This window comes from Microcoleus sp. AT9b-C3, assembly GCF_036705485.1.
In the GTDB taxonomy this organism is placed as follows: domain Bacteria; phylum Cyanobacteriota; class Cyanobacteriia; order Cyanobacteriales; family Microcoleaceae; genus Microcoleus.
Genome location: NZ_JAUBUR010000004.1, coordinates 66,132 through 81,260, shown reverse-complemented (window position 1 = coordinate 81,260; position 15,129 = coordinate 66,132). Strand labels below are relative to the sequence as shown.

Genomic DNA, 15,129 nt, shown 5'->3' with positions numbered 1-15,129 from the left:
CAGATTCAGGACAATGAATTTAACAGATTATCCCTGGCGGATTAGCTATTCTAGCAACGAAAATAACCCGATCGCCGATTTCTACATTCCCGCGCTAGAATGTGCTCTGCAGTACGATCGCAAATCCGGCTTTTTCAACAGCGCCATCCTCAGTAAAGTCGCGCAGGGATTGGGCGCGATGCTGCACAATCAAGGGCGGATGCGGTTAATCATGGGCTGTCAATTCAGCCCGCAAGACTTGCAAGCCATCCAACAAGGTTACGCCCTCCGAGATGCAGTTACCATCCGCCTCGATACCGATTTACAGCCGCCCAAAACCTTCGCCCAACTCAAACATTTTGAAATTCTCAGTTGGCTGATTCAAAACAGTTATCTCGATATTAAAATTGCCGTTCCCCTCAAATCTAACGGCTTACCAGTCGATACTGAAAGTTTACTCGATCGGCAGCATATTTTTCATGAAAAAGTCGGCATTTTCACCGACAGCAAGGGCGCACAATTAGCTTTTAGCGGTTCCAATAACGAATCTCTCAGCGGTTGGGAAAGCAATGTTGAATCTTTCCACGTTTATTGTGCTTGGGAAGGGGGCCGAGATGCAGAACGAGTTTCTGAAGAGATTTTTCGGTTTGAACAGTTGTGGAACAATTTATCGCCGAATGTGCGCGTTTTTGAAGTGCCGGAAGCGGTGAAAAATAAGCTGCTTAGCTATGCGCCTAGCAGTAAACCTGTGTGGAGTCGGGAGTCAGAATTCAGGAGTCAGGAGGGAAGGAGTCAGGAGTCAGGAGGGAAGGAGTCAGGAGTCAGGAGTCAGGAGGGAAAAAGTCAGAATTCAGGAGTCGGGAGGGAAGGAGTCAGGAGTCAGGAGTCAGAAGTTAGGAGTCGGGATTTAGGAGGAGGAGTTGGGGATTTTGAATTATCTCAAGATTATGCTAAATTTGAACCGCTTCTCAACTTGTACGCTTCGCCAAGTTGTCTCGATTATTGTTTGAAATCTATTCCGATCGCACCTTGGCCACATCAGATTAAGATATTGCGTAGAGTGGCGGCAAATTTCCCGAAAAGTTTCTTAATTGCGGATGAGGTTGGATTGGGAAAAACTATCGAAACTGGGTTGATTCTGCGTTACTTGCTTGTCAGTAAAAAAGTCAAACGTGTGTTAATTTTAGCACCCGCTAGCATTCAGCCGCAATGGCACGAAGAGTTGCGCGAAAAATTTAATTTGCACTTTTGGAGTTACAGCAAAGGTGAATTAAAAAATTCTTATGGCGAGAAAAGTCAGTCAGGTGAAGAAAATATTTGGAATTCCCAGAATCTGATTTTAGCATCATCTCATTTAGTCCGTCGGAGCGATCGTACCAAAGAACTCCTAGACGCGCAACCGTGGGATTTGGTGATTCTGGATGAAGCGCATCACGCCCGCCGCCAAAGCCCGCAAAACCGCAAGGAAACTCCGAATCGGTTGCTTCAGTTAATGCAGCAGTTGCGAGAAAAAAGCGGATCGCTGTTATTATTATCCGCCACGCCGATGCAGATTGACGCGATCGAAGTTTTCGATTTATTGCACCTTCTCGGGCTGCGCGGACATTGGTCTTATGGCGAGAATTTCTGCAATTATTTTAGCACATTGTCGGAAAAGCCCGATCGGCAAACCTTGAATTTTTGGCAACTGATGTCTGTCGATTACTTCCAGCAAGGAGGTTCGCCCTGTTTGCGATTGCAGGAATATTTACAAAAGGGTGATCGATTGCTATATTATAAGTTGCGCGATGTCTGGGAAAAAAACCAGCGAGTCAACCCAAAACAAGTTGCTGAAGACACGGATTTTATCGCCGCTTCCCGCCAATATTTGACAGTGAATACTCCCCTCAAAGATTTGATGTTTCGCCACACCCGCGACACCTTGCGCCAATACTATCAGCGGGGATTATTGGATCGGGATATTCCCCACCGCGCCGTCAGAGACAATGCCATTACTTTAGAAAATAACCGCGAAGTGCCGCTTTATCTCGCCGTCAGCAATTACGTGCGGCACTTTTACAATCTAGCGCAAAAAGACAACCGCAAAGCGTTAGGATTTTTGATGACTCTTTACCGCAAACGCCTGACAAGTTCCTTTTACGCCATTCGCGAATCCTTACAGCGTCGCCTCGAAGGAATTAGCATTACTGAAGATGACTTTCAGGATTTAGATGATGCCGATGATGTGATTTTGGAAGGGATGGAATCTTATTTTGAACCCGCCGATCCTGAAGAGATTAAATATTTAGAAGATTTACTTTATCAGTTCGAGAATACAGGCGAAGATAGCAAGCTTTCGCATTTTATCACAATTTTGCGTCAAGAACTAATCCAGCGCGAAAGTGCGATCGTCTTCACGCAGTACACCGACACAATGGACTATCTCAGAACTGCTTTACAACAATTATATGGTGCTCAGATTGCTTGCTATTCCGGGCGCGGCGGAGAATTGTATCAAAATGGCCAATGGCGAACTTTTCCGAAAGAACAAATCAAAACCCAATTCCGAGAAGGAACAATCAAAATTTTACTTTGTACCGAATCCGCATCGGAAGGGCTAAATTTGCAAACTTGCGGTGTTTTAATTAACTACGATATGCCTTGGAATCCCATGCGCGTGGAACAGCGAATCGGCAGACTCGATCGCATCGGGCAGATTTATGATACCGTCAGAATACACAATTTTTACTATGACGGAACAGTAGAGGCGAAGGTTTACAAGAAATTGCGCGATCGCATCGATGCTTTTCAAACCGTTGTCGGCAATTTGCAGCCGATTCTGGCGAGAGTTCCCACTTTCATCGAACAGGCTGTGATGAGTGCAGATCCCGAAGAAGAGGGCGTTTTGTTGGGAGAGTTCGATCGCACTTTAGACGCGCCGCCTCCGGGCCCTGCCCTCGATGAAATGGTAGCGATGGATGTAGAATCAGACTTGCAAGAAATCCGTCAACCTCTGCAGCCGACTTCTCTGTTTCCTGAAACAATCGAAAATTTGTTTGTCAATTCTTTGATTTTAAAGCAGATTGGCGTGATATTCGATCGCTCTGAAAATCGCACTTGGCAGCTTAACTATAAAAGTCGCGATTATTATATCACATTTTACCCGGATATCTTTGAGGAAAATGCTTCACTGCAATTGATGAGTTTTGGCAATCCCTTGTTTGAAGAAATGCTAAGTGCGATCGACCTTGCGGCAAACTGTTCTTAATCGAATATGTTTAGCCTGTTTCACGAGTTTACGCTATAGCAACCTTCTCGGCCGTTAAGACATTAATGATTTCTTCCACCCTTAATGGTTAAGCATCCTTATCCTCACTCCTGACTCCTGACTCCTGACTCCTGACTCCTGCTATACTTTCAGCAGTGCTAGAGTTTGGTGCTCAACTAGGGCACTTTTAGGACTAAACTACTTTTAATGACGATCGTCCTTTTTATTTAATTTGTACAATGTCTTCAGAAACAAACTCAGCGGCTCAATCTACAACTGGTGCAGATGCGATCGATGTTGCCATCGCCTCTGGAATCGACTTTGACGGTACTCCGATTCCGCAAGCAAAATTAGACCTCTACAAGCAAGTGATGGGATTAGAAGCCGGCAGACAGCGCAGTGGCGTGTCAAATACAATGCGATCGCGCATTGTCCGAATCGGTGTCAAACACATCGGACAAGAGGAACTTGATAAAATGCTGGTTGCGGCCAACTTTGCACCGCTGAAAGAGAAAGAAATTGCCTTTTATTACGGCGCTAAGTAAATAGCATTAATCTCACATCTTGCATCATTGTCAGCAACAGGCTGTCCGGCCTGTTCCACAAAGAGTGATATCATTTCCGGTTACACTCATACATGATGTTGACGGTTGACGTTGTGAACATTGAACGCCGTGAACAGTCAACCGTCAACAGTGAACTCGAATTTACTATTCCGATGCTAACGGATTTGATATTAATTTATTGTGGATGGTGTTTCTGAAAACTTGTTGTGGGGTGGGCATCTTGCCCGCCCAAAGAGTTAAGTTTTAATGCTAAAAAACTTACTTACTCCGGTTTCAAAGCTCGTTCCATCAGCGATAAAACAGCTTGTTCAGGAGTAATTTCACTATTTAATAAGCGATAAACTTGACGAGAAACAGGAACTTCAATGCCGCGTTGATTAGCCAAATCAATCAACACATTAGTAGTATTAACACCCTCAGCAGTGCTCTGCAATTCATGCAAAATTTGCTCCAAAGATTTGCCTTTAGCCAATCCGAAACCAACCCGATAATTGCGCGATAAAGGACTGTTGCAAGTAGCGAGCAAATCTCCTAAACCAGACAAACCGTAAAAAGTTTCTGCGCGAGATCCCAAACGCACTCCCACCCGAATCATTTCCGGCAAAGCGCGAGTCAGCAAAGCAGATTTAGCATTAGTTCCTAATTGTAAACCGTCGCAAACACCAGCGGCGATCGCAAATACATTTTTCAAAGTTCCACCTAACTCAGTCCCCAGCGGGTCTTCATTCACATAAACCCGAAAAATATCAGAACTGTAAATATTTTGCACTTGTTTGGCCGCCGCTAAATCCGAACTCGCCGCTACCGTTGCAGCCGGCAATCCCTGCTGAATTTCCTCGGAAAGATTCGGGCCCGAAAGTACCACAATTGAATTGTTAGGAAAAGCATTTTGCCAAATTTGAGACGGAGTGCGCGTGCTCGCGGGGTCTAAACCTTTGGTGACAGTAACTATAATTGTATCGGGACTTAACTCTAAAGCCAAAAGTCGATCGACTGTTGCGCCAACTCCTTTCATCGAAACTGCGGAAACAACCACATCCGCACCTGTTATAACTGATTCTAGATTAACAGAACTGCTGCGTGACCACAAATTAACTCGAGATCCTTTTTTGCCTCCCAGATTTGCCAGTGCCGAACCCCAAGCACCTCCGCCTAATATTGTCAAGTTTGCCATAGAATATAGTTTAATAAGTTTAACCGCAGATTAACATAGATAAATCACCGATAAATCATAGCAATCAATCTGCGTTAATCCGCGTGCATCTGCGGTTAAAAAATCCTGACTCTACAAACGCGGACGCAATCCATAATGACGGTAACGCCAATAATCGCGCAAAATGATCTCGTGATCGAAACATAATTGATCGGGAATCTGCCAAGATTCAAAAATCTGTAAACTTTTAGCATCGTCGGCGGCTTGAGGTTCGCCCGTTGCAGAAGCCAAGAATACAATACTGATAGTGTGTTCGCGGGCGTCGCGATTTGGGTCGGAATAAACGTAAAATTGCTCAATTAATTCTACATTCAAGCTAGTTTCTTCTAAAGCTTCGCGTTTTGCCGCCGTTTCTACCGATTCCCCGTAATCGACAAAGCCGCCGGGAATTGCCCAGCCGTAGGGAATATTGCGGCGTTCGATGAGTACGATCGGGCGATGGGGGCGATCGACCAATTCGATGATAATATCAACTGTAGGAGCGGGATTTTTGTATGTCATTTGCAAAGGAAGAAGGAAGGCACGACAAGAATTTTGACACAGATAAACGGCTTAATTTCAACTGGTTCGGAGTTCCTTCTTCCTGCTGAATCATGCTAAACCGCGAATTAGTACGCGCTGCTTTTGCAAAACCTCAGAGTACAGCTTTTCTAACTCAGTAATATTCTGACTGAGAGTGTACCGCTCCATCGCTCGTTGGCGTGCTTTTTGACCAAGCAGCATTCCCAACTCAGGATGATCGCAAAACAGCGGCAGCAAAGTTTGCAACTGACTCCGTACCCGCTGAGTGTTCAAAACTATCCCCGCGCCTTCCTCCAAGGCCTCGCCGTCAGCACCGGCATCGGTTGCCAAACAAGCCAAACCGCAGGCCATCGCTTCCAGCAGCGACAGCGACAGTCCCTCCACCAAAGAAGGCAAAATAAATACGTCTGCACCCCGCAGAATTTCGATCCGGCGTTCCTCCTCGGCAACAAATCCGAGCCACACAATGCCATCATCTTCCCCGTAAAACAGTTGCAGCGAGGCTGCTAGGGGCCCGTCGCCTACGATCGCCAACACGTTCCCAGGGCCAAAATTGCACTGTTTCCATGCCTTGAGCAAAGCCTCGACATTTTTCTCCTGGGCAATGCGGCCTTGGTAAACAAAAATTCGATCGGCCTTTAATTCCGACTTCAACCCCGAAGGCCCGGGCGAATACTTCACCGCGTCTACTCCGTTGGGAATCACTGCCACCCGTTCTTCCGGCACTCCCAAGCGCACCAAAATATCTCGCTGAATGTAAGAAAATACGATCGTCGAGTCGTAGTTCGCCAAAAACGGAGCGTACAGTTGATACATCAGGTGTTGGGTTCCCGATGTCAAATTCCGCAATTTGCGATCGAACGGGGGGTGAAAAGTCGCCACCAGAGGCAAATTCAATTCTTGACAAATTTCCGGCAGCAGAAAGTCTAGAGGCGAAAGCGTCAGGGAAGCGTGAACCACATCGGGTTTGAGCCGCCGCAGAGATTTCATCAGCACTGTGCGGGACTTGAGAGTGGGAATCGTATAAATTTGCGACTTGTAGTGACAGGGTAAAGAAACTTCGTTGCAACTAGCGGGCGAGAGCGAATTGGTATATGAGGTTTGAGCAATTCCCTTGCCCCACGAACCATTGGCCATACTCCACGCCGTATTGTTCCTGTCCAGCGGGCCCGCTTCTTGGGCAAAGTGCAGGAAACTGACCTGGTATCCCCGGTCTAATAGTGCGTTGGTGACTTCCCTGGAGTAAGTGACGTTACCGCAAAAAGGTGATTTTTTTCCTAGCCAAGCGATGTGCATTCGAGTAAGTCAGAGTTTGTTATTTTTTAGCTTCGATCGACTTTACTATTACTGGTACGGAAAATATACCAGGTTAAGACACCCCCAGCCATCGCTAATCCTGCTAAAGCCAAAAATACTGTCGGCAAACCCAGAAATGTTTCGGCTACCCCGGCCAAAGCCAACGGTAAACTCAAAGCGATATTAGTGGCATTGTTTTGCAGCCCGAAGACTTTTCCGCGCATTTCTTCTGGGGTTTCTGCTTGAATTGTAGTCTGCATTGGCACTCCCACCAATGAGGCAAATAAACCCAACAGGGTAATGAACAGCACCGAGAGCCACAAATGGTCTGTAAATGCAGAAAGGCCCATCAGAGCAAGTGCCATGCCAACAGATCCGATTAAACTCAGTTGGGAGTGAGAAAATTTGTGGCCGAGATAGCCGACTGTCGTCGCCCCAGCAGCCATGCCAACACCCACCGCCGCCAGCAAAAAGCCAAATTGCGATGCTTTCATACCGGGGAGGATTTCTGCCAGCCGCACTGCTAGAACTGCCAAGGCTGCAAAAATGGAAAATAGAATAATTAGTTGAATTAAAGCATTGCGGACTTTCGGTTGATCGTTGATGTAACGCAGCCCATCTCGCAAATCTGCTAAGGGGTGCGGCGGTTCGTGTTCGACTTCGTTTTTTTCGCCTGTTTTCATCGACAGCAAGAGCACTCCGGCGAAGGCGTAACTTCCGCCTACTACTAATTCTTTGCCGATGCCGAGTCCGCCGCCGAGGTTGGAAAATAGGGTGTCGGCTAAAGCTAGTAAGGGTTCTCCGACTGCAAAGCCAATAATCACCGAAGCCATCATGGTTGTGGTGTAGAGGGAGTTTGCCGATAGCAGGTGGCGGCGTTCCACAATTAGGGGAATCACTGACTGTTCTGCTGGGGCGAAAAATTGAGTGAGAGTCGAAACGAGGAATGTCACTAGCAGTAGCAAGCAGAATCCGAGCGGCAGTTGACCGAGTTCCCACCCGTCAGAGAGCCACAGCAGCACGGGCAATGTTAAAACAAAGCCTCCCCGCAGGAGGTTTGTGGCGACTAGCACTGCTTTTTTCGACCACCGATCGACATAGACGCCCGCGGCGGCCCCGAACAGCACTGCGGGAATGGTAAAGGCGATCATGATTGCCGATACCCACCTGCTGATGGTTTGATCTGGCGCTTGAAAGCGGCTGGCCACGAGGGCGATCGTCAGTACGAGATAAACTTTATCTGCTAGTTGGGAAAAAACTTGCCCGCTCCACAGCGCTAGAAAATTTGGGTTTTTGAGCACTGGCAGAAATCCTGTTTCTTGTTCGGGAATTTCGGCTACTGCTTCGGAGAGTTCTGCTGCTGGCTCTGGTGTTGGCACCGGGGGGATTGCTTCGGCTTGTTGGCTTTTGCCGTTGCTTGACTCTGTTTCGGGAGTTGTGGGATATTTATCCATTTCTGGGTCTGGGACGTTGCTCCATTGTCGATCGGCGGAGACGGGATAAGAGTCAAAATCTGGAAAATTTTCTCGTTCTTCCATCTTGTGGTGGGTTACAGCTAACACAGATATTCTCAAATCAGAATCGGACAGTCGCATCATAGGATTTGGGGTGGATGGCCTGGGATGGTGGAGGTTGGGGGGATGGGAATTTGAAATTGAGGTGTTAACCCCTAAGTTTATTAATAATCTCGTAACTTTATCTCTATCTATTATCTGATGTCGCAACAACCTTGAGAATTTACCTGAAATGGCCGGCTGGTTCGGGTATCCGGCAGGTTGGGGGTGCGATGTACGATCGCCCGTTCACCTATTTAAATCAACTCTCAAAATTTAAAACTCAAAACTCTCTAGGTAGGTGTCGATCGAGCTTCCCGATCTAATCGTGCAACCTAAATGATACTGGGCATATTGCCGCAAAATATTTTCTACTGATACCCAAGTTGTTCGATCGGCAATCCCCTCTCCTAGTTCTGGACTAGCCAACTGTTGCAGCGCTGCTAATTCCTTAGCATTAATCTCGAAATTTGTCAAGTGTTTGCTGCCATTTGTTTGCCGGGAACGGGAGGGGGATTTGTACAAGCTACCGATTTCTGAAGAGAGTTCTGCCTCTAGGTTAGCTAGCTGCGGCAAGCTGAAGGTTCCCCCAGAGGGTATACTAAACCCGGTTTGCCAGTTCGGATCGGTGAAATTTGGGATGAGCGGGTGTCTGGTGGCGCAGCAGACTTGGACTTGGGGCGCGAGGCCGGCTAAGGCTAGCAGGTGAAAAATGCCGTGGGTGAGGTGAGCAATCAGCACGGCGGCGGATTCGATTTCTGTGCGATCGGACAAACGCTCCAAACGGCTCAAATGTTCGCCCAGCAACCAAAAGATTTCTTCTTGGGGCTCGTCGGAAAGGGCGCTGGCGATCGCCAATTCGGCCAGATATTGCGCGGCGGAGAGTTTTCCCAGGTTGCGGCTCAAACCCGGATAGGATTGTACCGTGTCGGCTTGGGTAATTTTGTCGAGCGATCGGCCTTTGGCAATTAGCAATTCGTTAACGACAAATAATTCGCTTCTGCCACCAATGGTCGATCGCTGTTTGCGAACACCCGGTGCTACGGCTCGAATTAAGCCGAATTCCCGCGTCAAAATTGTCAGCACTCGATCGGATTCGCCCATCGGCGCACTCTTAAGATTAATTCCAGTTGCTTTGTAAGTTCGATTCACTAGATTTTAGATTTTAGATTTTAGATTTTAGATTTTAGATTTACAAGGACAGTAGCAAAAACAGTCCGCGACGCAGAACTTTTATTAGATACTCGTTACCAGGCTCTGCCTGGTAACGCAGATCCGGAGGATCTGCCTCCTAATCCCAGCCGAGGCAGAGCCTCTAAATATCGATTCCCAGGCAGAGCCTTGGAACCAGTTAATGACAACTGTCAACTGTCTAATGACTTTTATCTAAATTATCTCGCTGGCGGATTAATTCCGGGCCGCGGGAAGTCCCCAAACGAGTAGCACCAGCTACTACCAAATCTAGAGCTTGTTCGTGAGTACGAATTCCTCCGGCCGCTTTAATCCCAATCCTTCCCTTCGTAACTTCCTTCAGCAGGCGCACATCGTCAACTTTCGCCGCGCCAAAAAAGCCAGTGTTGGTTTTGATGTAAGCGACACCAGCTTCCATACAAATCTCAGCCGCTAATTCTTTTTCGGGATCGGAAAGCAGCGAACTTTCGATAATTGCTTTAATGGTGAGATTAGTTTCTTCGCAAATTTGGGCTAATTCCCGGTGGAATTCGTCGATTCTTCCAGCTTTCAACAATCCTAAGTTAACGGAGACATCTAACTCTACGGCTCCATTATCTGCTGCTTCTAGAGCTTCGTAAATTTTCACCGTTGAAGTTGAAGCACCGGTGGGAAAACCTATAACTGTACAGACTTTGGGACGTTTGCCGTGCAGCAGATCGACTGCTTGTCTGACGTAGGCGGGATACACGCAAACTGTGACAAACCCAAATCTCTCGGCTTGTTGGCAACAGTATTCTACTTGCTCTGGCGTAGCGGTGGGGTCGATCAGGCCGTAGTCGATCAAGGGGGCAATATCGATGTCTGCCTGGTTTGCAGCCATTGTTTTTTTCTCTCTGAGGTAACTACTTCCTTATTATGTAGCGAATTTACCAATCTTCGACTGAAAGCAGCCAGAGTACAACCCCCCGCTTTCCTCCGTGAGCTTGCTTTCTCCAATTCTCGAATCGATTGACTTTTGCAGCCAAGCCAGGAGTCAGGAGTCAGGAGTCAGGAGTCAGGAGTCAGGAGTCAGGAGTCAGGAGTCAGGAGTCAGGAGTCAGGAGGAAGAAGTCAGGAGTCAGGAGTCAGGAGGAAGAAGTCAGGAGTCAGGAGTCAGGAGGAAGAAGTCAGGAGTCAGGAGGAAGAAGGAAGGAGCCAGAATAAGTGTTTTTACAAATATGAGATGCTCCCCAATCTAAAATCTAAAATCTAAAATCTAAAATCGATCGACTTTACTCCGGGCCATAGCAAGTATAAATACTCAATTTGCTGCTGGTAAAAACTCTTGTGGGAATTGGTTGAACAATTTATATCAAAAAAATAATATTTTGGTATCTCCCTTTAGATACATTTTTGATCTTTCTTTAGGTATACTTTGTTAAAAGAGTTGCGGTAGAGCCTGCGTCAGCTACGCTATGGCAGAGCCTGGTAGCGTCTACTGTTTTTACTTTTAGTAGTGCTTTAAAAACATAAAAGCCAGTGCCAAGCATGAATCATTTAGAACTCGAACAAGAAATTGGGAAGATGGCTAGAGCGATGATGACTCGCAATAGCTTAATTGGTAAGGATTTGATTGCCGATCTCAGAGGGCGGCTGTCTGTTGACAGTGTAGCTGCTTTGATGATTGTCAGTATTGAGCGTTTGATTTGGTATGACTGCGAGTCCGTGCTTTGGAGTTTGAGTTATTTGATTCCTGCTGACGTGATGGAAGAAATTCGCCGGATTACTGCGCTGGTTGTTTGCCAGCGGTTGATGGGCAAGGGTTTTCTGCTGGGGAAAGATTTTAGTATTGATGCAACAGGCCAGTTGCTGTTGAGTGAGAATGCTAAAACAGCGGTTGTGGTTGCTTGAATAGGGCAAGCAGAAGTTCGATCTATTAGCACTATGAGATTTGCAGTTAGACTTGGGGCGCCCTAGGACTCTTTGTGTAACTGCAAACCTAATTCGGGATGCGTTCAGTTGACAGTTGACAGTTGACAGTTGACAGTTGACCGCGGGGCGACCTCTACCTGGAAGGAATAGGATTGGAGTAATGAATAGTCTTCTTTTAATTTCTCCCTACAAGGCTTGGGGCTTTAAACCAATTTTTTTTGGTAAGAGTTGCGTAATTGACGCAGAGTTAAGATTCGCATCAGCTCTACAAAACGATGAGTGCGGTTAGCTAAAAGAGCTTTTTACTAGAGGAAAATAGTTAGTTTCGACAGCAAATTGTTGAGGTTGTTACTGGCTGTGTGTACGGGCGATCAGCCTGTATCAAATTTTTCAGATTTTTAGTGGAATTACAGTTTTACTCCCAGTAGGATTTCATGTAGAATCATCCTTAAGATAGATACGAAATATTATGAACTTAATTCAAAACTTGGAAGCGGCTTGGTATTACCATCTGGGTTCGCGCCACCTCGAAGCTAACGATGATCATGGTGCTCTGGCGAACTTTAACAGAGCTTTGAAGTTGCAATCAGATCATTATAAGGCTTGGTTCGGCCGAGGTATGGCTCTAGGGAAATTAGAACGGCACTTAGAGGCGCTGAAGAGTTTTGATGAAGCCTTGGCGGTGGAGCCGAATGCGAGCTTTGGCTGGCACAACCGGGCTATTGCTTTAGGAAAGTTGGGCCGCTGGTTGGAGGCTCTCAACAGTTTTGACCGGGCTCTGGAGTTCAGTCCGTGTGCGGCGAGTATTTGGCACAACCGGGGACTGACGCTGATCGATATGGGGCTGTATGAGAAGGCGGTTCGGAGTTTCGATCGCTCTTTAAATTTGCACCCGGAGGCTGCTTGGGCGTGGTACAACCGAGGTAATGCCTTGTTGGAACTCAAGCTTTACTATCAGGCGCTCAACAGTTTTGACCGGGCGATCGAGTTTAACCCAGACGACGCAAAGGCTTGGTACAATCGCGGTATAGCTGCCAACTCAATGGGACTTTACAAACAAGCAGTGGCTAGTTTTAGCCGATCGATCGCTCTACAACCGGGCAGAGCCGAAGCTGTGGGCGAACGGAGAGTTGCTTTGGAGAAATTAATAGGTTTAAATCAGAGAAATGCCAAGTTTACTCCCACATCTGAGCGTGCCTTTGAAGATTATTTGATTTGGTACAACCGGGGTGTGGAATTGGCACGAAAAGGCTGCTACTCGGAGGCGATTGCTTGCTACGAAACAGTCTTAGAAATAAATCCTGATTTTGCTAACGCTTTTTACAATAAAGCTTGCTGTTATGCGCTACTCGGATTTGCTGATTTGGCCCTTGACAATTTGCAGCGGGCTGTTGAGTTGATCCCTAATTTATACCGAGAGCTAGCTTTAGCTGACTCTGATTTAAGCTGCATTTGGAAACAAGAACGTTTTGAAGCGCTGATCCAAGGTTGATTTTACACAAAAAATAGCTCGCCAATGGGGCGAGCTATTTTTTTTTGTGGCGCAAATTCGATCGCCCTCAAGAGTATTTCTGCAATCTTTGCTATTGCACAGAAACTCGGATTGAGGGCTTGACCGGCCTCTTGGCAACTACGATCACACGGTAAGTTCCGGATTCGGGTAGTTGAGCAAAAGTTTGACCTTCGCCTTGATCCAGAAGTTGCCCCGACGGAGATTCGATCGCCAGATCTAGATTTTTGTTGCTAGCTGTCACCCTAATTGTCTGTCCCTGCTTGCCTTGAAGCGTGATGGGCTGGATTTGGTAGCCGGACATTTTGAGTTTGACTGTGGCTTGTTTTTCCTTGAATGCTATGGGAATTGCGCGATCGGGCCTATAAGTCCACTTAGCGTTAAAATCGCGTCCGAGTACAAAGCTGGTGGTTTCACCTTTCGGGGTAACTCGCACGCGGTAGATGCCTGACTCTGGCAACTGGCCAATCCACTGATTATCTGATTTTTCAATAACCCCCATATTTTCACCATTGGGACTGTACAGTTCGGCTGTCAGTTGTCCCGCCCACAGGGAGAGAGTGAGTTCTCGCCCTTTGATGCCTTCAAAAATATAGGTGGTGGGTTGGTTGATGGTTTCTCGGATTTCCGAGGTTGACATTCGTTCGATCGGTTCGAGGTTGGAAACTGATTCAGAGGTAACGGGTTTGTTAAGGGTTTCTGTAATTTCCGAGGCAGCCATCAGCTCGCTCGGCGCAATTTTGGGGGCTACTGGGCTGGCAAATACTGATTTTGCCGTCATCATGAGTAGCATTCCAGTCAGTAAAATTAGTTTTTTCATGTCGCACTTCCGAGGGGGGTAAGGAATTGTATATGGTTACTTGTGTTTGCCTGTTTTCACCGGATTAAATCTGGCGATCGCACAGAGGCTACAGGAGGATATTGGATACACGTAAATATCCCGTACTTGCACAAAACCTGCAGGTAGCAAGTTGCCAGCGCGGGAGCTAAGTAGTAGCCTCAGTGTGTCGGGACATTTTAATGATACTCCTTACGCATAATATCATCAAAGAATATTAGTAATTTAGTGGAGAAAAATTAAAGCTTTTTCCGAGGAGGTTGCTAAAGAAATGCCCCCCCCAAAAAACGCGGTGTCTGGGATTCAGGCTCTGCCTTGCTACTAGAAAGCGGCTAGCACCCCCACAGGGTGACAGCCTCTAGTTTTACTTTATTTTTGACGATCGCCTAATTATCTATGGCGCTGCGAGCCCCACATTACAATATTTGTAGCGTGTCAAACCCTTTTTTACGTAAGTTTTGATACTTTATGTTAGTAGGCGGATTTAGTTATAATCTCTGATAAAAACGAGTTTAATTACGGCAAAATCCGCCCTACCACACGAGGTTATTTTGTACTACGAACCTGCCAGGATTTTTAGATAAGCTTGTACTGTGTTGTACAAACCCATTTCTAGCGCTTCTGCAATTAAAGCATGACCAATTGATACTTCGAGTATATCAGGAATAGAGCAAAATTTAGCTAAATTTTGCAAATTTAAATCATGTCCAGCATTCACCCCTAAACCTGCTGATTGAGCTGCTTGAGCTGCTAAGACATATTGTTGAAAAACAAATTCTACTCTACCTTCGCGAAAAGCCGTCGCGTAGGGTTCTGTGTACAGTTCTACTCGGTCTGCTCCAACTTCTTTTGCTAGTGGCATGAGAGCAGCATCTGCGTCCATAAACAAGCTGACTCTGATGCCATTGTCTTTTAATTTTTCAATGATTGGTAGGAGCCGATCGCGATTTTCGGGAATATTCCAACCGCTATCCGATGTTAGCACGTCGGGAGCGTCCGGCACCAAGGTACACTGAGCCGGTTTTACGTCGCAAACTATATCCATAAATGGCGGCTGAAACGGATTTCCTTCGATGTTGAACTCGACGGTTAGCATTTTAGCTAATTCGTAAACATCCGCAGCTTTGATGTGCCTTTCGTCGGGGCGGGGATGGACTGTAACGCCGTGGGCTCCGGCGGCAATTACTGTTTTTGCGGCTTCAGTAACGCTGGGGATGCCGATATTTCGAGAGTTTCTGAGGAGGGCGATTCTGTTGATGTTAACGCTGAGTTTAGTCATGGGATGTTAATCTTTAAGGTTGATGCTACTATATTAATCGTT

At 46.6% G+C, this 15,129-nt stretch carries 13 protein-coding genes; 5 read left to right on the top strand and 8 right to left on the bottom strand.

Annotated features, from left to right (window positions below; genetic code table 11):
* Positions 1-13: 13 nt before the first annotated feature.
* Entirely contained in the window at positions 14-3,226 is a 3,213-nt protein-coding gene (locus QUB77_RS05405) for a helicase-related protein (protein WP_333170675.1), read from the top strand.
* Positions 3,227-3,465: 239 nt separating this feature from the next.
* Entirely contained in the window at positions 3,466-3,771 is a 306-nt protein-coding gene (locus tag QUB77_RS05400) for a small RNA NsiR4-regulated ssr1528 family protein (protein ID WP_333170677.1), read from the top strand.
* 283 nt (positions 3,772-4,054) lie between these two features.
* On the opposite strand, the gene QUB77_RS05395 is transcribed toward QUB77_RS05400, so the two are convergent.
* From QUB77_RS05395 to deoC, 6 genes are all read right to left on the bottom strand, one after another.
* Complete coding sequence (locus tag QUB77_RS05395) at positions 4,055-4,966, bottom strand: NAD(P)H-dependent glycerol-3-phosphate dehydrogenase (protein WP_333170680.1); 912 nt, start codon at positions 4,964-4,966, stop codon at positions 4,055-4,057.
* 111 nt (positions 4,967-5,077) lie between these two features.
* Positions 5,078-5,506 (bottom strand): NUDIX hydrolase, encoded by a 429-nt coding sequence (locus tag QUB77_RS05390; protein ID WP_333170683.1) that lies wholly within the window; start codon positions 5,504-5,506, stop codon positions 5,078-5,080.
* Between the two features lie 90 nt (positions 5,507-5,596).
* Positions 5,597-6,823, bottom strand: a complete 1,227-nt coding sequence (locus tag QUB77_RS05385; RefSeq protein WP_333170685.1) for a glycosyltransferase family 4 protein — start codon at positions 6,821-6,823, stop codon at positions 5,597-5,599.
* Positions 6,824-6,849: 26 nt separating this feature from the next.
* Complete coding sequence (locus QUB77_RS05380) at positions 6,850-8,421, bottom strand: MFS transporter (protein WP_333170688.1); 1,572 nt, start codon at positions 8,419-8,421, stop codon at positions 6,850-6,852.
* A 231-nt stretch (positions 8,422-8,652) separates the two neighbouring features.
* Positions 8,653-9,528 (bottom strand): DNA repair protein RecO, encoded by an 876-nt coding sequence (gene recO / locus QUB77_RS05375; RefSeq protein ID WP_333170691.1) that lies wholly within the window; start codon positions 9,526-9,528, stop codon positions 8,653-8,655.
* 220 nt (positions 9,529-9,748) lie between these two features.
* Complete coding sequence (gene deoC, locus QUB77_RS05370) at positions 9,749-10,429, bottom strand: deoxyribose-phosphate aldolase (protein WP_333170693.1); 681 nt, start codon at positions 10,427-10,429, stop codon at positions 9,749-9,751.
* A 128-nt stretch (positions 10,430-10,557) separates the two neighbouring features.
* Here deoC and QUB77_RS05365 point away from each other — a divergent pair, with 128 nt between their 5' ends.
* From QUB77_RS05365 to QUB77_RS05355, 3 genes are all read left to right on the top strand, one after another.
* Positions 10,558-10,752, top strand: a complete 195-nt coding sequence (locus tag QUB77_RS05365) for a hypothetical protein (RefSeq protein ID WP_333170696.1) — start codon at positions 10,558-10,560, stop codon at positions 10,750-10,752.
* Positions 10,753-11,076: 324 nt separating this feature from the next.
* Complete coding sequence (locus QUB77_RS05360; RefSeq protein ID WP_333170699.1) at positions 11,077-11,439, top strand: hypothetical protein; 363 nt, start codon at positions 11,077-11,079, stop codon at positions 11,437-11,439.
* 490 nt (positions 11,440-11,929) lie between these two features.
* Positions 11,930-12,952 carry a tetratricopeptide repeat protein gene (locus tag QUB77_RS05355; RefSeq protein WP_333170701.1) on the top strand — a complete coding sequence of 341 codons (1,023 nt, stop codon included), beginning with the start codon at positions 11,930-11,932 and terminating at the stop codon, positions 12,950-12,952.
* Between the two features lie 91 nt (positions 12,953-13,043).
* Here the strand turns inward: QUB77_RS05355 and QUB77_RS05350 are convergent, their stop codons facing one another.
* Both QUB77_RS05350 and QUB77_RS05345 read right to left on the bottom strand, forming a co-directional pair.
* Complete coding sequence (locus QUB77_RS05350; RefSeq protein WP_333170703.1) at positions 13,044-13,790, bottom strand: hypothetical protein; 747 nt, start codon at positions 13,788-13,790, stop codon at positions 13,044-13,046.
* A gap of 574 nt (positions 13,791-14,364) precedes the next feature.
* Positions 14,365-15,087, bottom strand: a complete 723-nt coding sequence (locus tag QUB77_RS05345; protein WP_333170706.1) for a pyridoxine 5'-phosphate synthase — start codon at positions 15,085-15,087, stop codon at positions 14,365-14,367.
* Between the last annotated feature and the right edge of the window lie 42 nt (positions 15,088-15,129).